This is a genomic window from Bacillus luti, assembly GCF_001884105.1.
Classification (GTDB): domain Bacteria; phylum Bacillota; class Bacilli; order Bacillales; family Bacillaceae_G; genus Bacillus_A; species Bacillus_A luti.
Window position 1 is genome coordinate 61,780 of sequence record NZ_MACI01000038.1, and the last position, 22,541, is coordinate 84,320.

The 22,541-nt window shown below is 34.4% G+C and carries 18 protein-coding genes; 5 read left to right on the top strand and 13 right to left on the bottom strand.

Annotated features, from left to right (window positions below):
• Nucleotides 1-24: 24 nt before the first annotated feature.
• Entirely contained in the window at nucleotides 25-1,485 is a 1,461-nt protein-coding gene (locus tag BAQ48_RS09370; protein WP_071710856.1) for a glycosyltransferase family 39 protein, read from the bottom strand.
• 451 nt (nucleotides 1,486-1,936) lie between these two features.
• Between BAQ48_RS09370 and BAQ48_RS09375 the strand changes: the two genes are divergently transcribed.
• Together BAQ48_RS09375 and BAQ48_RS09380 are read left to right on the top strand one after the other, a co-directional pair.
• Complete coding sequence (locus BAQ48_RS09375; protein WP_000413281.1) at nucleotides 1,937-2,320, top strand: GtrA family protein; 384 nt, start codon at nucleotides 1,937-1,939, stop codon at nucleotides 2,318-2,320.
• A gap of 36 nt (nucleotides 2,321-2,356) precedes the next feature.
• Entirely contained in the window at nucleotides 2,357-3,328 is a 972-nt protein-coding gene (locus BAQ48_RS09380) for a glycosyltransferase family 2 protein (protein WP_071710857.1), read from the top strand.
• A gap of 30 nt (nucleotides 3,329-3,358) precedes the next feature.
• Here the strand turns inward: BAQ48_RS09380 and BAQ48_RS09385 are convergent, their stop codons facing one another.
• A complete protein-coding gene (locus BAQ48_RS09385; protein ID WP_071710858.1) occupies nucleotides 3,359-4,231 on the bottom strand; it encodes a TetR/AcrR family transcriptional regulator in 873 nt (290 codons plus the stop codon).
• A gap of 194 nt (nucleotides 4,232-4,425) precedes the next feature.
• Between BAQ48_RS09385 and BAQ48_RS09390 the strand changes: the two genes are divergently transcribed.
• Entirely contained in the window at nucleotides 4,426-7,542 is a 3,117-nt protein-coding gene (locus tag BAQ48_RS09390; protein ID WP_071710859.1) for an efflux RND transporter permease subunit, read from the top strand.
• Nucleotides 7,543-7,570: 28 nt separating this feature from the next.
• On the opposite strand, the gene msrB is transcribed toward BAQ48_RS09390, so the two are convergent.
• The 6 genes from msrB to lytS form a co-directional block, all read right to left on the bottom strand.
• Nucleotides 7,571-8,536, bottom strand: coding sequence for a peptide-methionine (R)-S-oxide reductase MsrB (gene msrB / locus BAQ48_RS09395; RefSeq protein ID WP_071710860.1), 966 nt, complete (start codon nucleotides 8,534-8,536; stop codon nucleotides 7,571-7,573).
• A 101-nt stretch (nucleotides 8,537-8,637) separates the two neighbouring features.
• Nucleotides 8,638-9,672, bottom strand: a complete 1,035-nt coding sequence (locus tag BAQ48_RS09400; protein ID WP_001166017.1) for an AI-2E family transporter — start codon at nucleotides 9,670-9,672, stop codon at nucleotides 8,638-8,640.
• A 317-nt stretch (nucleotides 9,673-9,989) separates the two neighbouring features.
• Complete coding sequence (gene lrgB / locus BAQ48_RS09405) at nucleotides 9,990-10,682, bottom strand: antiholin-like protein LrgB (RefSeq protein WP_000204775.1); 693 nt, start codon at nucleotides 10,680-10,682, stop codon at nucleotides 9,990-9,992.
• Between the two features lie 36 nt (nucleotides 10,683-10,718).
• Entirely contained in the window at nucleotides 10,719-11,150 is a 432-nt protein-coding gene (gene lrgA, locus BAQ48_RS09410; protein WP_071710861.1) for an antiholin-like murein hydrolase modulator LrgA, read from the bottom strand.
• Between the two features lie 132 nt (nucleotides 11,151-11,282).
• Nucleotides 11,283-12,023 (bottom strand): LytR/AlgR family response regulator transcription factor, encoded by a 741-nt coding sequence (locus BAQ48_RS09415; RefSeq protein WP_071710862.1) that lies wholly within the window; start codon nucleotides 12,021-12,023, stop codon nucleotides 11,283-11,285.
• Nucleotides 12,001-13,770 (bottom strand): two-component system sensor histidine kinase LytS, encoded by a 1,770-nt coding sequence (gene lytS / locus BAQ48_RS09420; RefSeq protein ID WP_071710863.1) that lies wholly within the window; start codon nucleotides 13,768-13,770, stop codon nucleotides 12,001-12,003. The genes BAQ48_RS09415 and lytS overlap by 23 nt, the downstream gene beginning before the upstream one ends.
• A 327-nt stretch (nucleotides 13,771-14,097) precedes the next feature.
• On the opposite strand from lytS, the gene BAQ48_RS09425 reads away from it, so the two are divergent.
• Nucleotides 14,098-15,396, top strand: a complete 1,299-nt coding sequence (locus tag BAQ48_RS09425; RefSeq protein ID WP_071710864.1) for an MFS transporter — start codon at nucleotides 14,098-14,100, stop codon at nucleotides 15,394-15,396.
• 124 nt (nucleotides 15,397-15,520) lie between these two features.
• Here BAQ48_RS09425 and BAQ48_RS09430 read toward each other — a convergent pair whose 3' ends face one another.
• The 4 genes from BAQ48_RS09430 to BAQ48_RS09450 all read right to left on the bottom strand — a co-directional run bounded on the left by BAQ48_RS09430 (nucleotide 15,521) and on the right by BAQ48_RS09450 (nucleotide 20,522).
• On the bottom strand, nucleotides 15,521-17,089 hold the full coding sequence (locus tag BAQ48_RS09430; protein WP_071710865.1) for a BCCT family transporter: 1,569 nt from the start codon (nucleotides 17,087-17,089) through the stop codon (nucleotides 15,521-15,523).
• 341 nt (nucleotides 17,090-17,430) lie between these two features.
• Nucleotides 17,431-18,501, bottom strand: coding sequence for a nitric oxide synthase oxygenase (locus BAQ48_RS09435; protein WP_071710866.1), 1,071 nt, complete (start codon nucleotides 18,499-18,501; stop codon nucleotides 17,431-17,433).
• 442 nt (nucleotides 18,502-18,943) lie between these two features.
• The gene (locus tag BAQ48_RS09445) at nucleotides 18,944-19,825 is read right to left on the bottom strand and encodes an NAD-dependent epimerase/dehydratase family protein (protein WP_084064511.1); all 882 of its coding nucleotides are present in this window, start codon (nucleotides 19,823-19,825) and stop codon (nucleotides 18,944-18,946) included.
• Nucleotides 19,826-19,931: 106 nt separating this feature from the next.
• Nucleotides 19,932-20,522: an AmiS/UreI family transporter gene (locus BAQ48_RS09450; RefSeq protein WP_071710868.1), complete on the bottom strand. Its 591-nt coding sequence runs from the start codon at nucleotides 20,520-20,522 to the stop codon at nucleotides 19,932-19,934.
• A 426-nt stretch (nucleotides 20,523-20,948) separates the two neighbouring features.
• Between BAQ48_RS09450 and BAQ48_RS09455 the strand changes: the two genes are divergently transcribed.
• Nucleotides 20,949-21,380, top strand: a complete 432-nt coding sequence (locus BAQ48_RS09455) for a hypothetical protein (protein ID WP_071710869.1) — start codon at nucleotides 20,949-20,951, stop codon at nucleotides 21,378-21,380.
• A gap of 91 nt (nucleotides 21,381-21,471) precedes the next feature.
• Here BAQ48_RS09455 and BAQ48_RS09460 read toward each other — a convergent pair whose 3' ends face one another.
• Nucleotides 21,472-22,290, bottom strand: coding sequence for an endo alpha-1,4 polygalactosaminidase (locus BAQ48_RS09460; RefSeq protein ID WP_071710870.1), 819 nt, complete (start codon nucleotides 22,288-22,290; stop codon nucleotides 21,472-21,474).
• Nucleotides 22,291-22,541 lie beyond the last annotated feature (251 nt).

The window sequence follows — 22,541 nt, forward strand, 5'->3', positions numbered from 1 at the left end:
CATGAGCCCGGTGCAATACCGAAATCATGCCTTTTTATTTATATCTATATTCTCTTTTTTATTGTAAACATAATCTATACCAAAGGCAGACAAAATTATCATAGATATTGTAGCCGAATAATGATATCGTGACGCCACTTCTACTAGTAACTGCGCCATTGTTAACCCTATCGTAAATAAACAAATCATAAATAGGATAGATTTATTTTTATTTTTTATCATTATTAACACACCTAATATTGAAGTCACAATTAAGAAGTAATAAAAAACATTAGATGCCACAGTGTATCTTACTACATTATCTAGTGCAGGCTCGGCGTAAGAAACTGCCGCACTATCTTCACTTAAAAAGACAAAGAATTTATCCGAAAATAATTTCATAAAATCGATATTATCATTTTGTATTCTATTTTTCGCCTCTTCTAGCATTTTTTGTTGAGCATCGTTAGCAGTCCATCCTGGTTTGTTATTATACTCAAATAATAATTCCGCATCTGGCATGTTCCATTTCCCCGAGTGTTCCTGATTAAATCCTACATAAATATTATAGCCTGGAGCTGATGCTATTTCTTCACCTAAACGTAATTCTATATACTGATTAATCGCCGAAGAAAAAATAACATATCCAACAACGATAGCCCCTACATATATTACCTTGTTTAATAATATTTTTTTATTTCCTATGTGCTTCGTGTTGATAATAAATAACCATATGACTAAAGCGATAATTGGAACAGCTGCAATGGGTCGTACCATATTCATTACTGCAAGTAGTGCTGCTAATAAAATCGAGTATATAAGTAATTTTTTTATGCTTATATTATGAATCTTCTCATGAACAATTATCATAATTATCCAAATCAATAATAGTATCGTACAATACAATGGCTCTGACAATGCAAACATGTTATAAATCGTTTGCGAAGGAAATACTATCCATAAAATACTTGCTGTTATTGCTGTTCTAACTCCACCAATTTTTCTAGATATAACATATATTAATCCCATTGATATTGTAGTTAAGACAACATTTACAATAGGGGCTACCATATGACTTTCTCCAAATATTTTTAAGAAAATACTTAAAAATGAGGCGTAACCAAAAATATGTGGAAATAACGCTATGTAATTATTATCAATAACAAATTCTTTACTTAATGCTACTGCAGTATAATAAAAGGTAGCGTAATCAACCAACGGCTGAATTTCGTATGTAAGAACCCACGTTAATTTAACTGCTAAGCAAATAATTACTAACACAAAAAAACATTTTTTCTCGTTGAATTTCTCTAGATATAAGGAACCCTTTCTAAGGATATAGGACCCAATTGTACATAAAAGTACGACCCCAGTTACTACCATTGTGTAATTGTATTTTTGCGTATCCGAAAAATAATTAAAAATTAATATTGAGGCAAAAAAGACATATAGCGTGTATACTGCACGTGTAGAGAGGGTGGATAACCCTTTTAAAAATACTTTCAATACTATCTACTCCTTTAAACATTGGTACAAAAACACCGGTATATACTGTATAAAGCTGGAGTACTTTATAATTAATCAATTATACCTGAAAACCAAAAATATTCTTATTTTCACTATAATCTATATGCAGATTCAAGCAATCCTCAACACTAACATATAGACAGTATCACACATCACTATACATGAATCATGATAATATTTCCATTTTAACGTTGGCATTATACATTGTATGAATAGACACACTATGTTTAATTTTAGAAAGTATAAGCATCTAGATAACTAATCCGCGCAATTAAATATCACGCAAGTCCAAATTCACACAAGATTGAAGCTACTCAATTTTATTAACGTTTCAGCACAAAATATGCTATAATAAATATTTGTTATGTAGGAATACTCTTTCTACATTTCTTATTTTATTTATATATTTGATAAAGATGAGGATACTATTATGGAGAAACTCTTAAAGTTCGGTTTAGTAGGAATCTTTAATACACTCATTACAATTATTAGCTTTTGGATATTATTAAAATTCGGGATGAACTACCTTATTGCGAATACCATTGCCTATTTAATTGGTGTTGCCAATAGCTACTATTGGAATAAAAATTGGGTGTTTAAACCTAATAATAAAAGCACGTCAATGTTCTTTAAATTTCTAACTGTAAATTTAATTGTATTGGCTTTTAATACATTATGTTTATTTATATTAGTAGATAAACTTACCTTTAATGCATTAATTGCACAGATTTTCGCAATTGGTGTCGGAATGGTTATCAATTTTGTCCTTAATAAAATTTGGACATTCAACCAAACTGAAAAAGCTACTAATTAAATTTGAACGACTTATTAAAAATACGGAGGATACAACATGCAAAAATTAATTTCGGTTGTAGTTCCTATGTACTTCGAGGAAGAAGTAGCACAGGAATGTTATAACCGTTTAAAGTCCGTTATGCTTCAAAATGATATTAATTATGAGTTTGTCTTTGTAAACGACGGTAGTACAGACCGTACAATGGACATCCTATCAGAAATTGCTGCAAATGATTACCGTACAAAAATCGTTAATTTTGCACGCAACTTTGGACACCAAATAGCTGTTACAGCTGGTATTGCTGCTGCAAAGGGCGATGCTATTGTAATTATAGATGCAGACTTACAAGATCCACCTGAAGTGATCCCTGAACTTATTGCAAAATGGGAAGAAGGATATGAAGTTGTTTATGCGAAACGTAAACAACGTAAAGGTGAAACTTGGTTTAAACTTTTAACAGCTAAATATTTCTATAAATTCTTAAACTACATGTCTGATATCGATATCCCAAAAGACACTGGTGATTTCCGAATCATCGATCGCAAAGTAGCTGATGTTTTCAATCAAATGACTGAGCGAAATCGCTTCATCCGCGGTATGATGTCTTGGGTTGGCTTCCGCCAAACATATGTTGAATATGAGCGTGATGAGCGCTTTGCTGGCGAAACAAAATATCCATTAAAGAAAATGATTAAATTTGCATCAGATGGCATTATTGCATTTTCGACAAAGCCGTTACGCATCGTTATGTCATTAGGCTTATTATCAGTTCTCATTTCCATAATCGTGTTGCTATATACAATTACTGTGAAAATCATCGGTGATGGTACTCAAACAGGTTGGGCATCCATTATGGTCGCTATTACATTCTTTAGCGGTATTCAGTTACTTGGTCTTGGAATCGTCGGTCAGTATATTGCTCGTATTTATGACGAAAGTAAAAACCGTCCGATTTATATTGTGAAAGAAACAATTAACATTGAAAAAGAAGAGACAGCGCAGAAAAAAGAAACAGTGAATGTATAATAAAAAAGGTAACAATGAAAACAATCATTGTTACCTTTTTATATTGTAATATCCCATAAGTCTCAAGCGAAATTCTTTTAAGTTTGGATATATATCTAAATTGGACAGCATCCCTTGAATAACTGGAATTCTTGGATTTGGCAACCTCATTTCCGCCTCCAAAACATCTAGCGTAACAAGTAATCCATCATCTTCTAATTGATCAGCTAATGTACGTTTAAACACAATAATTTCTTTTAAAAAATGTTCCTTAACTTGTTCCTTAATCAGCTCTGATTTACAAAGAAATTCTCCAAGCCTTTCTTCATGTAACACAGGTTCTTCTGAAGATTCTACCAATCCATCTACTAAATGATCCACTCTTTTCAAAATAAAAGCAGAGACATAAGATAAGTCTATTTCTGGCGCTTGTAAAATAATTAATTCTAAATATCCACGACATATGCCTTCCACCATAATGACTAAATCTAATAAATATGGCATAACCTTATCACCATAAATAGACAGTAAACTATTCCGATAAAATGCGTGAGACTCTAACTTCATCCGCATCATAAATTCTTCTACTTCTTTATTAAAGGGAATAGCATTTTCCCTTGCATGCATAATAATGAATTCCTTATGCTTCTGTATATCATTAAACTGGCAATATAATTGTTTTTCAAATTTTTCACGTGGTAATAATGATTCTTTATCAATATCCATCATTTTGTTTTGAATCTTGTCATAGTAATATCGAAGTGTCGCTAATAAAAGTTCCTCTTTCGATTTAAAGTATAAATAAAAGGCTCCCTTAGATATGCCACAAGCTGTCACAATTTCCTGCACTGATGTCGCATTTACACCCTTAGTCGCAAATAACTTCATAGCCATCTCTATAATTAAGCGCTCTTTTTCTTTCATATCCCGTCTCTCCTAAATTTAATCTCGCATCTTATAATAAATAATACATCTCACTATTTACAGATCGTAAATTCCCACTGATTAAAGTTTCACTTTATTATACCATCCCTTTTCATTGACGGCTGACCAATCAGTCAGTTATATTATGTATTAGACTGACCAGTTGGTCAATACAATAAAAAGGGAGCGCAAACATGAACAAAATCATCAATTTCTCGTTAAAAAATAAGTTCGCAGTTTGGCTACTAACCATTATTGTTACTATTGCAGGGATCTATTCTGGACTCAATATGAAGCTGGAAACAATTCCTGATATTACAACACCGATTGTAACAGTAACTACGGTTTATCCTGGTGCTACACCAGAAGAAGTAGCTGATAAGGTTTCAAAACCGATTGAAGAACAACTGCAAAATTTAAGTGGTGTTAACGTTGTTAGTTCATCATCTTTTCAAAACGCATCTTCCATTCAGGTAGAATATGATTTTGATAAAAATATGGAAAAAGCAGAAACGGAAATTAAAGAAGCTCTCACAAATGTGAAACTGCCTGACAGTGTTAAAGATCCGAAAGTTTCTCGAGTAAACTTCAATGCTTTTCCTGTTATTTCATTAAGCGTAGCGAGTAAAAATGAATCTTTAGCTACTTTAACTGAAAATGTAGAAAAAAATGTTATCCCAGGATTAAAAGGACTTGATGGAGTTGCATCTGTTCAAATTTCAGGGCAACAAGTAGATGAAGTACAACTTGTTTTTAAGAAAGATAAGATGAAAGAATTAGGGCTAAGTGAAGAGACTGTAAAAAATATGATTAAAGGATCGGACGTATCTTTACCACTTGGCTTATATACATTTAAAGATACGGAAAAATCAGTTGTTGTAGATGGGAATATTACAACAATTAAAGCATTAAAAGAATTAAAAATCCCTGCTGTTCCTTCATCAGCAAGCGGTCAAGGTAGTCCAAATGCTGGAGCTGGTACACAAGTGCCGCAAATGAATCCAGCGGCTATGAACGGAATTCCGACAGTTACATTAGACGAAATTGCTGAAATTAAAGAAGTCGGAAAAGCGGAATCTATTTCTCGAACAAATGGAAAAGAAGCAATTGGAATTCAAATTGTAAAAGCTGCTGATGCGAACACAGTTGATGTTGTAAATGCAGTTAAAAATGAAGTAAAAGAACTTGAGAAAAAATATAAAGACTTAGAGATTATTTCGACATTCGATCAAGGTGCACCGATTGAGAAATCAGTTGAAACAATGCTTAGCAAAGCGATTTTTGGCGCTATCTTTGCGATTGTTATTATTATGTTGTTCCTACGAAATATCCGAACGACGTTAATCTCTGTCGTTTCTATACCACTCTCTTTATTAATCGCTGTTTTAGTCATAAAACAAATGGATATTACGCTTAACATAATGACACTTGGCGCAATGACAGTTGCTATCGGGCGTGTCGTCGATGATTCAATTGTTGTTATTGAAAATATTTACCGACGTATGTCCTTATCAGAAGAGAAGTTGCGCGGAAAAGATTTAATTCGTGAAGCTACGAAAGAAATGTTTATCCCGATTATGTCTTCTACCATTGTAACAATTGCTGTATTTTTACCGCTTGGACTAGTAAAAGGTATGATTGGTGAAATGTTCTTACCATTCGCCTTAACTATCGTCTTCGCTTTATTAGCATCATTACTAGTAGCAGTTACAATCGTACCGATGCTCGCTCACTCTTTATTTAAGAAAGAGAGCATGAGGGAAAAAGAAGTACATCATGAAGAAAAACCAAGTAAATTAGCAAACATTTATAAACGCATACTTGCATGGGCTTTAAATCACAAAATTATTACATCAAGTATTGCTGTCCTTCTATTAGTTGGTAGTCTTGCACTTGTTCCAGTTATCGGTGTAAGTTTCTTACCATCTGAAGAAGAAAAAATGATCATTGCAACGTACAACCCTGAACCAGGTCAAACGTTAGAAGACGTTGAAAAAATCGCAACGAAAGCTGAGAAGCACTTCCAAGATAATAAAGACGTCAAAACAATTCAATTCTCATTAGGTGGCGAAAACCCAATGAGTCCTGGTCAATCAAACCAAGCAATGTTCTTCGTACAATATGATAACGACACGAAAAACTTCGAAAAAGAGAAAGAACAAGTCGTTAAAGATTTACAGAAGATGTCTGGAAAAGGCGAATGGAAAAACCAAGACTTCGGAGCAAGTGGCGGTAGTAATGAAATCAAACTATACGTTTACGGGGATAGCTCGGAAGACATTAAGCCTGTCGTAAAAGATATTCAAAATATCATGAAGAAAAATAAAGACTTAAAGGATATAGACTCTAGTATTGCAAAAACGTATGCAGAATACACGTTAGTCGCAGATCAGGAAAAACTAAGTAAAATGGGTCTAACAGCTGCACAAATCGGAATGGGACTTTCTAATCAACATGATCGCCCTGTTCTGACAACAATTAAAAAAGACGGTAAAGATGTCAATGTATATGTAGAAGCTGAAAAACAAAATTATGAAACAATCGATGACTTAACAAATCGTAAAATTACAACGCCACTTGGTAATGAAGTGGCTGTGAAAGATGTGATGACTGTAAAAGAAGGGGAAACTTCAAATACAGTAACACATAGAGATGGCCGCGTTTATGCAGAAGTGAGTGCGAAATTAACATCTGATGACGTTTCAAAAGCATCTGCCGCGGTTCAAAAAGAAGTAGATAAAATGGATCTTCCTTCCGGCATAGATGTTTCTATGGGCGGCGTTACAAAAGATATTGAAGAATCATTCAAGCAACTTGGCTTAGCGATGTTAGCTGCGATTGCCATTGTATACTTCGTTCTTGTCGTTACATTTGGCGGTGCCCTTGCACCATTCGCCATTTTATTCTCGCTACCATTCACAATCATTGGAGCTCTTGTTGCCTTATTAATCTCTGGTGAAACGTTAAGTGTCTCTGCAATGATCGGTGCCCTTATGTTAATCGGTATCGTTGTAACAAACGCAATCGTGCTTATCGACCGCGTTATTCATAAAGAAAATGAAGGTCTATCAACACGTGAAGCTTTATTAGAAGCTGGTGCAACACGCCTTCGCCCAATTTTAATGACTGCAATTGCAACAATCGGTGCTCTTATCCCGCTTGCATTAGGATTTGAAGGTAGTGGCTTAATTTCTAAAGGACTTGGTGTAACAGTAATTGGTGGATTAACAAGTTCAACATTATTAACACTTCTTATTGTTCCAATCGTTTATGAAGTATTAAGCAAGTTCAAAAAGAAAAAAGTAAAATAACAAAAAAATAACCTCGCTAACTGCGAGGTTATTTTTTATTCCCAAACAAGATTAAGAAATCACCGTACCCTTCTTTCTCTAACTCCCCTTTCGGGATAAATCGAAGTGCTGCTGAATTAATGCAATAACGAAGACCATTTGGTCCTGGACCGTCTGGAAATACATGCCCAAGATGAGAATCTCCTTCTTTACTTCTTACTTCTGTACGAGTCATATTATGACTCACATCCATTTTTTCTTTCAGACTTGCTGCCATAACTGATTTTGTAAAGCTAGGCCATCCACACCCACTATCAAATTTATCTATAGAAGTAAACAACGGTTCGCCTGAAACGATGTCTACATAAAGGCCTTCCTCTTGATGGTTCCAATACTCATTTCGAAATGGTGGTTCGGTACCATTCTCCTGTGTTACATAAAACTGCATTTCGCTGAGTTTTTCTTTTAAATGAGCATTATCCTTTGGCCAATGTTGCTTAATAAAAGCATCTCGCCCCGACCCTTTACGATATAACTCATAGCGGAATGTATTTTTCTTATGATATCCTTGATGATATTCTTCCGCTGGATAAAATGTAGAAGCTGGCAATATTTTTGTCGCAATCGGCTTTGCAAATCGTCCACTCTTTGCAAGCTCTTCTTTTGAAGTCTCTGCCTTTTTATGTTGTTCTTCATTATGATAAAAAATCACTGTTTCGTAAGACTGTCCGCGGTCGTGGAATTGTCCTCCAACATCAGTCGGATCAATTTGTCTCCAGTACATACTTAATAACTCTTCATACGGCATTTTGTTTGCGTCAAATGTAATTTGTACTGCCTCGTAATGTCCCGTCGTTTCCGAGCATACTTCTTTATACGTTGGATTCTCTTTATGACCACCTGTATAGCCAGAAACAACCTTTATAATCCCTTCCATCTCTTCAAATGGCGAAACCATACACCAGAAGCACCCTCCAGCAAATGTAGCTAACTCTACCTTTTCATTTACAGCCATTATTTCACCCCTATTCTATATTCTTCTTACAGTATGGCATAAGAAACATCATGTTATAAAAGAAAAAGCATCGAACATCGATGCTTTTTCTTTACTTCACTTTATTTTGTTCCAACATCCTTCTCCATTTCATCACTTGTCACATCTAAGACATCTAATAAGAAAATGAAGATTGGAATACCGATAATTAATCCCCATACACCTAAGAAGTGTTCTGAGAAGATTAATACCATAAACGTATAGAAAATCGGTAAATTTGTTTTTTGCGACATAAACTTCGGATTTAACACGTAACTTTCAAGCGCATGAATGACTGTTACGATAACTAAAATATAAACAACGTACATAATACCGCCGATGTTGTAAGCAATCATACAAAGTGGGAATAACGAAATGATCACTCCAGCTACTGGAATTAAACCAAGTAAGAAGATCATTAACGCTAAACCTAATAACTGCGGGAAGCCTAATATCCATAGTGCAATAACAGATAATACGCAATTCACAACCGCAATTAAAAATTGTGCTTCAATTACTTTTCCGAATGAACGTGCAAATTTCTTACCGAAGTATTCAATTTCAGTATAGAAAATTGCAAGTCTGCTTTCTTTAAATTTTGCAGTAAAAGCAACGATACGAGCCTTTTCCAGTAAGAAAAACAAACTTAAAATTAAAGAAAGTAAAACTTGAAGGCCAAATTTCCCGACATTCGTAATAGATTTATACAAAATGTCTACGCCTTGTCCTACATATTTAGAAAGTTCCATATGATTGACAGCATTAACTGCATACTTAATTAATTCACTATCCGGTGGATTCCTTAAAAATACATTAAATTGATAAATCAATTGTGAAATTTGTATCGTTAATACTGGTAAATATTTAAATAGTGTAATAGCAATTCCACCAATTAACATTACATATAGAAATGCTATAATAAGTTTTCGATTAATGGGCATAAAGTGATCTAATTTGCGGGAAATAAACTTTTGGAATCGATCCATTAAATACGTAAGAATAAACGTAATTAATATTAAATTCAACATACTTTGCAGCCCGTATAATACGAGAGCAAGTATTACTAATACGAGTAACCTCTGAAATCCTTTGCTTTGAAACAGGTTTTTTATTTGCATAATCGACGAGTACTCTCTCCTGTCCTATAAAGTAAAACGTTAATAAGTAGATTTCTCTCTCTTTTCTACCTTTAATTATTCATTCATATTAAAATTCTTATAAGCTTAGTATACGTATCTCTTACCATATAATAGCTTACTTCTTATTTTACAATACAATGACCTAATTCAACACGTATTATCCAGAGTATTAATGAAGATTTAAGGAAACTTGTATTCTCATAGGTCTTACCACTACTGTAACATAAAAAGCAAGCTATCAGTAGAAATCCGTCCTACAAATAGCTTGCTTTTCTCATTTTTTAAGTAAGTTTTTACTATCCAATGAATGGCATGAACATCGGTATGACAACTACTGTCACAACCCCAACTACTGTTACAGCAATACTAGCCATTGCTGCCTCTACTTCACCCATTTCAATTCCTACTGCAACTCCTAATGCATGACCTGCTGTTCCAAGTGCTAAACCTTTTGCAATTGGATGTTTCACTCTAAATGTTTTTAAGAATAATGCTCCTAATGCGTATACGATAACTGCGTTAAAAATAACTGCAAACGATGTAATTGCTGGTATACCACCAATACTTTCAGAAATTGGTAATGCAATGGCTGTTGTTGCTGCCTGTGGTAACATTGAATTCATTACTGCTGTATCTAGACCAATTGCTTTGGCAACAATGAACACGACAATTACTGAGCAAATAGATCCAACTACGATAGCCGATAAAATTTGCCACCAATATTTTTTTAACTTATCCACTTGTTTATATAATGGAATTGCAAATGCAATTGTTGCTGGTTCTAAGAAGAAACTGATCATTTTCCCGCCAGTATTATATTCTTCAAAAGTAAAGTTACCTACCTTCAGAAAGACAATTCCTAACACCATCGCTACAAATAATGGTGTGAATAAGAAGAATCCTTTTGAGTGTTTGAATAAAAGCGTTCCGATTCCGTATGCAATTAATGAAACGACGATTCCGAAATATGGAGTCATTGTACTTGTCATGTTCATTACCTCCTAACCATGTATGGTCTAAAATAGTTATGCAACTTTTCCATGTTTACGTCCTTTGTTTACAACTTTTAATTCTTTTGTATCTTTTGTTTCTTTGTCATCTTTTCCTAAAATGAATTGTGCAAATAATCCCGTTACAGCGAGTAAAATAACTGTCGCGACAACAATTACGATTAAAATTTGTATAAAATATTGGCTCATTACACCAAGTGAATTAATAACTGAAATACCTGATGGAACGAAAAGGAATCCGATAATACCTGTTAAAGCTGTTCCGAGTGATTCAACTTGCTCTAATTTAATAACTTTTAAACATAATAAACTAAATAAAATGACTAACCCGATTACCGATGAAGGCATCGGAATTGGTAAATGCGTTGCAATAATATTAGAAATTAACATAACGGCTGAGAATATGAATGCTTGTGATAAGAAACTATATACTTTTTTCGTACTCATTTTGTCCACCTCTTTCGATTTGGTACCTTTATTGTATAAGAGATAACCAACTCAGTAAGCGCTTACAAAACAGAACGTCAAATATGCAGAATCAGTTGTAGGAATATGAGGACGAAATACAAAAGCTGCTTCTTAAATACGAAGCAGCTTCTTGAGTTCTTTTGCATATGTACGGCTAACTGGGACTTTAGATCCCTCTTTCATAATTAAATTATAAGTAGAATTGAACCACGGTTGTACCTCTACAATATGATTAATATTTGCAATAAAACTACGATGCACACGCATAAAACTTGCTTGTGGTAACTTCTTTTCCAAAATGACAAGCGTATCATGTGTTACATACGTTTCCCTCATTGTTTTTACGGTTACTTTTCCATCTACAAGCCCTACATATATAATATCTTCAATATTTACAAGTACGATTGATTCCTCAATTGGCAACGCTAATTTGTGCATCTCTGCTGTTACATCGCCCACCTTTATTTCTTGCTTTGTTTCTATTTTCGCCTGTTTTTGTTTTTTATACTTCTTTAATGTCTGTACAATACGTTCTTCATCAAATGGCTTTAAAATGTAATCCAACGCATCTACCTCAAATGCTTGCAATGCATATTGATCATACGCAGTTGCAAATACAATTGCAGGGGGATTTTTCATCTTTTTTAATATATTGGCGATCTCAAATCCATTATCATCTGATAATTGAATATCTAGAAATACAATATCCGGTCTCTTGTTCATTAGTTCCTCTAATGCATCTTCTACACAATCGGCCTCACCAATGATCTCAACTTCTTTCGTTCTTTCTAATAAATACTTTAGTTCATCACGTGCTAACATTTCATCATCAACTACTAATACCTTTAACAATCCGTTCTTCCTCCTTTACTTTTTTTGGGATTATAAAAGTAATATCCGTTCCCTTGTGTAGCGCACTTTCAATATGAAGCATCGTCTCTTTCCCAAATAAACCGACTAGACGTTCATTAATATTATATAAAGCTGTTCCGGTCCCTTTCTTTGACGAAACTACCATCTTCCCTAATTGCTCTAGACGTTCACTCTCAATCCCTTGTCCATTATCTTTCACTGCAAAATGAACCATACCCTCTTTTTCAAACGCATGTACTTCAACTTGACATACTGGTTGCTTCTTCGGAAAAGCATGTCGCAATGCATTTTCGACTAATAGTTGAAGAACAAACGGTGGGACTAACGTTGTCTTTAGCTCCTCCTCAATGTACATCCTTACTTCATACTTATTTGGAAACCTCGCTTGTTCCAATGATAAATATGCCTGTACATGATTTAATTCTTGTTCTAGTGGGATCAACAATTGACGTGCCCCTTGTAAATTACAACGGAAATATACGCTAAGCTGCAATAATAATTTCCTCGCTTTTTCTACATCTGTTCGGCATAAAGCTGATACTGTATTAATTGCGTTAAATAAAAAATGCGGATTGATTTGTGCTTGTAACGCTTTTATTTCAGCATCTTGCAATAACTTACTTTGCAACTCGGCTTCACCTAACTCAAGCTGCGTGGAGAATATTTTCGCTAAGCCTTCCGCTAACTCTTCCTCAACACGACCTAATTGACTAGCATTTTTAAAATAAAGTTTTAATGTTCCTATCGTATTCCCATGTGAAGTGAGTGGAATAACAACTGCCGCTTGTAACGGACACCCTTCATGTTGACAATTAATAATCTCACGCGATTTCGCTTTCATTATTTTCCCCGTATGTAGAACCTCTTTCGATAAACCTGTTATTAAACTGTGTGAAGGAATATGATGATCTGATGCTAATCCGACGTGAGCTAATATTTTCTCTGTATCTGTTAAGGATACCGCATCTGTTCCCGTAAAGCGGTGAATAATTTGTGCCACATGCTTGCAAGATTCCTCTGTTAAACCTCGGCGAAAATAAGGTAACGTTTTATCAGCAATGCGCAATACCTTATGAGTCTGCAATGCTTTCGCATTCTCTTCCTGACGCAAAATAGCTTGGATCATGGAAAGTAAAATAAAACTCCCGAAACTGTTCACAAGGATCATCGGTATCGCGATTGTTTTCACAATACTTATTCCATCCTCTACAATTAATAGAATCATAATCATTTCTAAAGAAACGATAAATACACTTAAAATTGCTGAAAACTTAGGCGTAATCGTACGGTTATATTTTTTGAAAATGTATCCAATATATCCCGCTATCACTCCTGCCAAAATTGACGAGATTGCACAACTTAACGCTGTCGTCCCGCCAAGCATATAACGGTGAATACCGGCAATCGACCCTACTCCAATTCCAACGATAGGACCACCAAGCAATCCACTAATTCCAACACCCATAATACGTGTATTTGCAATTGTACTCGATGAAGAAACACCTTGTAGCCAATTTTCATTCATAATCGTATTCCCTGCAATTTCAATTCCTGTGTAATTGCTTACAATTGTAAACACTGAAAAAATACAAATAAGTTTAAACTTATCTATATATCCGTCCTGCCTATGAAGTAGGCGCCTGAATGTCTTAATATGAGAGAGTAAAAAACCTAAAATAACAATAAGTCCAACACGTTCAATCATCATAAGTACTAAATTTAACATCTGTGAGTCATTCCTTTTTATATTAGTTAGTTTTATTATGGGAAAATAATGAAGTCGGCGTCAAGAAGAATGAAATACCTTTTGAAATATTTTACACATAGCAATTTCCTCTTTATTTGACAATCTAATAGAAGAGTGCTAAAAATAAAGTAATATAATACAGTCCTTTAACACAACCCCGTGAGGTTGAGAAGGAAGTCGGAATACAAAATACGTATGTTCTTTTTAGGGATACGTATGCTTCTTTGGCCTTCTCATCATATCAGGTGAGAAGGCCTTTTGTTATTCTTCCATAGCGACTGTAGAAGAAAATAAGGAGGAGTAATGATGAACGTCACTACTGATGTACAATCAACAATAGAGGAGACGAAAGAGAAAAGATATAAAACATTATTTGGTTCTGCGCTAGGATATGCAGCAGAAGGTTTAGATATGTTGCTCTTATCTTTCGTACTCGTCTACATTCTAAAAGAATTTCATTTAAGCCCTGTTGAGGGTGGAAACTTAACATTAGCTACCACAATTGGAATGCTAATCGGATCTTATTTGTTCGGATTTATTGCTGATTTATTTGGGCGTATTCGTACCATGGCCTTCACAATCTTACTATTTTCACTAGCAACAGCACTCATTTATTTCGCAACAGATTATTGGCAATTATTAATTCTTCGCTTTTTAGTAGGAATGGGAGTTGGTGGTGAATTCGGGATTGGAATGGCCATCGTAACTGAAACATGGTCTAAAGAAATGCGGGCTAAGGCGACATCCGTTGTTGCGCTCGGATGGCAATTCGGTGTACTAGTCGCTTCTCTCCTTCCAGCATTTATCGTCCCGCATTTTGGATGGAGAGCTGTTTTCTTATTTGGACTCATTCCTGCTTTATTAGCTGTTTACGTCCGCAAAAGTTTAAGTGAACCGAAAATATGGGAACAAAAACAACGATACAAAAAAGAATTGTTACAAAAAGAAGCTGAAGGTAATTTAACAACTACTGAGGCAGAACAACTAAAGCAAATGAAAAAGTTCCCACTTCGAAAGTTATTTGCAAATAAAAAGGTAACGATAACGACAATTGGTCTTATTATTATGTCATTCATCCAGAACTTTGGATATTATGGAATTTTCACATGGATGCCAACTATCTTAGCGAATAAATATAACTACACATTAGCAAAAGCGAGCGGTTGGATGTTCATCTCTACGATCGGAATGCTAATTGGCATTGCAACTTTTGGTATTCTAGCCGATAAAATTGGGCGCCGTAAAACTTTTACAATCTATTATATCGGTGGTACTATATACTGTCTCATTTACTTCTTCTTATTCACAGACTCAACATTACTGTTATGGGGAAGTGCGTTGCTTGGATTCTTTGCAAATGGCATGATGGGAGGATTCGGAGCAATTTTAGCTGAAAACTACCCCGCTGAAGCTCGCTCTACAGCAGAAAACTTTATTTTCGGTACCGGGCGTGGTTTAGCTGGATTTGGACCTGTAATTATCGGATTACTTGCTGCAGGTGGTAATTTAATGGGAGCACTATCTCTCATCTTCATTATCTATCCAATCGGTTTAGTTACAATGCTATTATGTGTCCCAGAGACTAAAGATAAAGTATTAGAATAGATTGAAACTATACAAAATGATTGTTCAAGTACTATCCCCTTCAGGAAAAGTGGTTGGATAAATAAGAAAGAGGAAGCATCTCAAATGAGATGCTTCCTCTTTTTATATAAAATAAAACATGCAATCATTTTGATTTACTAGCTTTTTGGAACAAGAAGGAAGTTTTATCTTCTTCTTTTACAATACCTTGTTTTAATGCTAGTTCCCCTGCAACTTTAGGTGCTAGCCATAGCATCGGGAATAACAGAATAGATACTGGAACAGCTGTTACTACAATGAATGACTGCAACGCATTAATGCTTCCCTCACCCATGTATAAAAGAATCGCTGCAACTGTTCCCATAATAAGTGACCAAAAAATTCGTAAGCTAATTCTAGGATCTCCATCTCCAGTCACTGCCATTGAAATCGAATAAGCCATTGAATCTCCTGTTGTCACTACAAATAAAATTGTTAATAACAGAAATGCAGGTCCAATAATATTAGAAAGTGGCAGCTGCTCTGTAATTGCAATCATAGCTGCTGGCATACCAGATTCACTTAATGCGGTCGAGATAGAACCAGGATTCATTAACTCATAAAACACACCTGATCCCCCTAGTATAGTAAACCAAAACGTTGTAATAATTGGGGCAATAATTCCAATTGCAACGATGATTTCTCGGATTGTTCTTCCTCTTGAAATACGGCTCACTAAAATTGCCATCATCGGTCCATATCCAATAAACCATCCCCAGAAAAAGATCGTCCAAGATCCTAACCAAGCTGTATCCCCTCGATATGTGCTCATTGGAATAAATTCATTTATATAAAATCCAAACGAAGAAATAAATGCATCAATAATAAATCCGCCTGGTCCACAGAATAATACAAATACCATCAATAAAATCGCTAACTTAACATTTAAATCACTTATGATTTGAATCCCTTTATTAATTCCTGTCACTGCAGATATAGTAGAAGCAGCAACGACACAAACAATAATTGCTAATTGAGTAGTAAACACATCAGGAATTCCAAACAATGCTTGTAATCCATAACTTGCTTGTAGTCCTAAAAATCCGATTGGACCAATCGTCCCTGCAGCTACCGCAATAATTGCAAATACATCGATCATCGTTCCAAGCGTACTCTTTCGCAATTTCTCCCCGAAAATAGGATATAAAAGTGTGCGAGGCTTTAACGGCATCCCTTTATGATAATGCCCATACATCATCACTACTGCACTAATTGTTCCTAAAATCGTCCAAGCCAAGAAACCCCAATGCATATAACTTTGCGCTAAAGCAGGCATGACTGCTTCTTCCGTTCCAGCAGATATACCTTCATGTATCGGTGGCACCGTCATCAAGTGGTACATCGGCTCTGCAGCTGCCCAAAAAACGCCACCTCCGGCAAGTAGTGTAGACATAATAATAGCGAGCCATTTTGCCGTACTAATCTCAGGTTTTTCTAATCCCCCAAGTTTAACTCTTCCATATTTCGAGAACGCCATACACATTGCAACAATAAATGTACCAATTAATAAAACTTGCCAAAAGGCACCAAAATATTTAATTGAAGCTGTAAAACTGCTATTAATGACTCCCTCTACGTAACTTTTATTTAAGAAAACCGCAATTACAAATAGTAAAAGTGAGCCACCACTAATAAGAAATACAGGCCAATCCGTTTTTCGACTCTTCATCCTCATTTACACTTCCTCCTTCCTCAGCAATCTAAAAAAACAACTTTATTATGTTTTATTGTTTACACCCAAAACACAATGATTATATAAGTATAATAATTCATCAATTTTCTACACACTTATGTTGTCCCTAAAAATATGCTAAATCCCTTATTTAAAAGAAAATTTCTATTCCTCTTACATAAAAAAGCAAAACAAAAGACCTTATATTTCTATAAGGTCTTCGAAACAGAAATTTGATTATAACATAAGGAACTCCTTGGTTCAAAAATCCTCTTCCAAAAATAACCGAGAGTAAAGGCTTCCATTTGCTATGTAACAGTAATTTAAAAAATTTATATTAAATATTATTTATGAAAGAAATTCGGCTTCAAAATATCATTCGGATACGGTTTATGATAAACATGAGTGGTAGCTGGCGACAATGGTGGAATTAACCATACCCAATTACCTGTTACAACACGACCACACGCAGCTTCCTGCTTCTCAAACTGTTGAAATTGTTGTGCTGCAGTATGATGATCAACAATACTAACTCCTTGTTTTTTAAAAGAGTGTAAAACAGCCACATTTAATTCAACCAACGCTTTATCTTTCCATAGCGTACCGTTTCTTGATGTATCTAAATCCATCATCTCCGCAACGGCTGGGAGTAAATTATAACGATCATGATCCGCTAAGTTACGAGCCCCAATCTCCGTTCCCATATACCATCCATTGAACGGAGCAGCAGTATAAGAAATACCACCTATCTCTAAACGCATATCTGAAATCATCGGCACTCCATACCATTTTACTCCGAGTGACGATACAGGGTAGTCTGGATGCTCAATTACTACCTCTTTTACTTCTTTTTTCGGAATTTCTTTATATATAGGTGCTTTTCCATCCACAGAAAATACAAGCGGTAATACATCAAAGTTGGTACCTTCTCCTCGCCAACCAAGTTCCTGACAAAAATCCGTAAATGTGGCGGAATGAGAATCACCTATCACTCCCATTTCCGTTTTATATCCTGCATATCGAATTAGTTGATGATTATAAATTCGTATATTATTTTCTTTACCTTGATATTGCTTAAAAATTGTAATGGTCGGTTTCACTTTTCCGTCATTCGTTGCATATTTAATATGATGAATTAATGCATTATACACACCCTCTTCATCATTCACTTCACGTGCATCTAATATGTGCATCTTACTCCAAAATAGCCTTCCAATACATCTATTACTATTACGCCATGCCATTCGCGAACCATGAACAAGCTCTTCGAATGTATGCTCATAAGTCCCCGTTTTCTCTATTTCAATTTGAATTTCTTTTATACGTTCTTCTATTAATTGCTCTTTCTGAAGCTCTTTATAGCAAATCGTAATAAAATTACTTGCTTCCTCTATTAATTGTTTCGTTTTACTCATAAACAATCTCCTTCTATTTCAACAAAACGCTACTACTTTACAGTATAAGCAAAAAGAATACGAGTCACAAATGAAAGTGAGAGTGTTACTTTTATTGTAATATTTTTCAGAAAATTAAACAGATTACTATTGACTTACATGTAAAATAGATGTATTTTTGACTAAAGTAAATTATTTTTACCTAGACCAACTTTTTAGCTAGAAAGGAGGGTATGTTAGTCCATTTCATTTGCCAACGCTACAATATGACTATGATGAACTAGAGCCATATATGGATAGCAACTGATGGCACAGGAAACTGGGCCAAAGTAAATGAAAAGTATTTACAAACAATTCAATCCCGAAAAACATTAGTCATACGTATAAGGAAAATTTGGTAGTGTAAGAGTAGTATTTCCAGCATCCTCCAGAACCCCCCGGATTGCCACCGGGGGATTTATGATTATTTCATTGCATGTATGTAATAATGTAATACCTTTTCTATTTCTATTTTCAAATCGCGGAACGAGAATCCTAATTCATTAGCCTTTCCATTATGTAATGTACAATTAATCACTTCATTATAAGGCGCTACATTATCTCCTACTTCTTGAACGAGTGCTTTTATTCCCATATTTTCTTCTATAAAACGAATAATTTCTCTAGTAGAAACTACTCCGTTGCTACAAGCATTAATTGGTCCTTCTATGTTTTCCATCCCAGACCAAGCTAAAAATTCTCCTGCTTCTTTTTCATGTATAAACGACAACTCTCCTTCAAGATGATTCACAGCGACAGGTTCTTGTCTCATAATATGTTCAACGTAAAATTGTAACCTTTTCGTATAGTCGTTTTCTCCAATAACAACTGGAAAACGTACTGCAACAACTGGGAACGTTGCTTTTTGGAATAAAACTGCTTCGGCTAATCTCTTTCCCTCACTATAACTGAAGTTATTCCTATCTCCATACGCGACTTCATACTCGTACGGATTAAAGTCCTCTTCTAATAAGTTTCGTGCAGGTTTATAGACGGCCATTGAAGATGTCATAATATACTTCTTCGTTTTCCCTTTCAAAACTTTACATACTATCTTCGCTGCATTCGAGCTATAGCATAAATTATCGTATACGATATCATAACTTTTATCTTCTAGACACTCTTCTAATTGTTTTTCGTCTTCTCTATCTACAATCAGTCTTTTTACTGTACTTCCAAAAGAATCTTCCGTAATTCCTCTCGTCGCAATCGTTACATCGTGTCCATCTTGCAAAAGTGCTTCTACTAAATGTTTACCAAAAAACCTTGTTCCCCCTAGCACTAATACTTTTTTCAATTTCATCATCCCCATTACAATGATTTGTAAAATACTTCCTCTATCATTATAAACGCTACTATATAAAAAGCATGGAATCAATTTAATGATTCCATGCTTTTCTATAGATAATATATTAACGTACTCTATATTTAAAAATACAATAACAGAAGTATAAAATAGAAATTACTGATACATAAACCCAAAGTTCATATACAAATCCCTCTCCCCATACTCCCATAAAATAAAAGAGCGAAGGCAACGTCAACGTTACCCACGATTGCACGAAAGCAATTCTACCAAGGTATTGATTAATATTCTTTTTTTGTGTATTTAATACAAAGAATAAATACCAAAGTAATGCCCACATAAACCATGTTAACGCACCAACAACATCATGAAATTGAACAAATGAAACAACCATATAGAATACTGCAATAATGGCTACCCATATACAAAACCATCCTAGGCCGCTACTATCCATCCCTTTAATAAAAGTAACTCCTACATATAAATAGGTTAATCCAAATAAAAAAGTAGCTGCGTATGAATACACCGTCCAATTACTTTGATCAGAAATCATAATCAAATAGAACGGAATAATAATTTGTAATGCCCCCACAAATAGATTAAAAACACCCGCACTTTTCATCTCTGCTTTGCCTAATATAACAAGGCTGTTTAAAAATAAAGCTGCACCTGAAAGTAACAATCCTACATAACCCATATATTCTCATGTGAAAACCTTACATTTTCACACTGTAACCTCCCCATCTTGTAAAAAATGATATTATTCCTTATTCTCCTTCTTATTTACAACTACATACAAAGTTTTTTGCAAAACAAGTCAGACTTCCTACCTTGAAAAACGACATACAAACCCATTCCATACATGCTACACAGTAAATAATATGAATCTGAGCGTAACACGTCTTAAAACGCTTTCAATAATACGTAATCCAATCAAAAAGCTAATAGGATTATTTGATTATAAACGTACTCTAGTAATGATACAAGTATTGGAATACTTTTCAATATCATATTTTTATTTCTATAAAAAATATGATGAATGATACATTTTTCCTATCTCACTCTATTAATTATCCGCATAGAATATTGTAAATTCATATTAATTTAGAAAGGTTTGATATATATGTCTCTTCATTATCCAACTCACTCTCTTATTTACTCAACTGGTGTTTTAACAAGAGAACCAGCTACCGTTTCTGCAGTAGTAAACATTGTAAATCTAGATGCACATTACGAGCACCCTATAAGTATAGAAGTTTGGGATTGGTCTAATTATTCTAATCCCGTGAAATTACCTGTATTAATTGGTGAAAACACGGAAGCAAACTTTCCTTATCCTTTAACTGGAAATCATTTAGCGGTCTTTTATGCAGATTTAAATGAATCTGTTAATTTGTATGAAATTCGCATTTCTTATCGTAAGCACGCTAATGTTGTTGCAAATTGTTTTGGACGAAGCCTTCCTCCTTATACAAGCCAACAAGGTAATACCGTATACCATAAGCAACTCGTTAAAATTCATGAAAGTATTACGTTTCCATATTATCAGTCTTAATACTTCTGAGAAATTCTAGACCAGTAATACCCTTTTTCCTTCTCTAGAAAAAAGGGTATTACTGATCCCAAAGGACATATTTAATATTATTTTACTTATCATAAATATCATTTGGATTTATTGTAGAAATAAATCCATTTATAGTACTATATTTTTTCGATATATCATCTGGAGTTACAGTAAACGTTACAACTTTATTACTCTGTTGCTTAAAATAACGCATCCAATTCTGGCTCCATTGATCTTCTGCAATAACGCGTTTATTAAAGTCTTCCCATAGTACACCGTGGATAAAATTCAAAGTCGCACTTTTAATCGTTTCAAATCCCCAATTCTGTACAAGCAATAAATTAGAATCAACACTTTTAATTTCTTTTAATAAATTTACATACGCCAATCTAAATTTTTCTTGTACAGCTGCCTGATCATAAAAATAATCGTCAATATCACCCGCAGTATCTAAAAATACCCCATCTATGCCTTTTCCAATAATTTGCTGTTTTACCTTATTAATGATAATACTTCGGTAATGGCTGTCAGCTAAATTCATAATATATGTATCCCACTGTTCAATTCTCATTTTCTCGCCGTCTCTATAATAATAATCCGACTCCATTACTTGTGATTTATGCCAATCTTCTAATTCTAAAACACTAACATAGCCGAGGACCACAGTTCCTGATTTTTTTAATTGTTGAACCTGTTCTCTCGTAAATGCATAAGGCTCAATAATAACCATGTCATACTTCGAAAGTCTTTCAATTACTTGCTCATTTGCTTCACCATAATAAATTTTATAGCTTTGCACATTTTTCAAAATTGGATTCACTGCATTTACTTGTGCTGCTGTATTTGAAGAAAAAATAAAAGAAAATATAGAGAAAAAACAGATGGAACGTTTCCAACTCATAATCATATTGCCTCCTATACTAATATAATAATATTCTCATGTTTTATATTTTAAAACTTTAATAAAGTGTCGTTATTTTATAAAAACCCCTCAAAAACACAATGGATTAACAAAAATTAGAATTTATTTCTCTTGAATTTACTACATCCCTATTGATAAAATAATTTGTATTCTGCAGAAAATATATATTTTAAAATAGCTGTTTATTTTACTTCATGTATTATTCCTCGGAGCTAAATTGGTAAACGAAA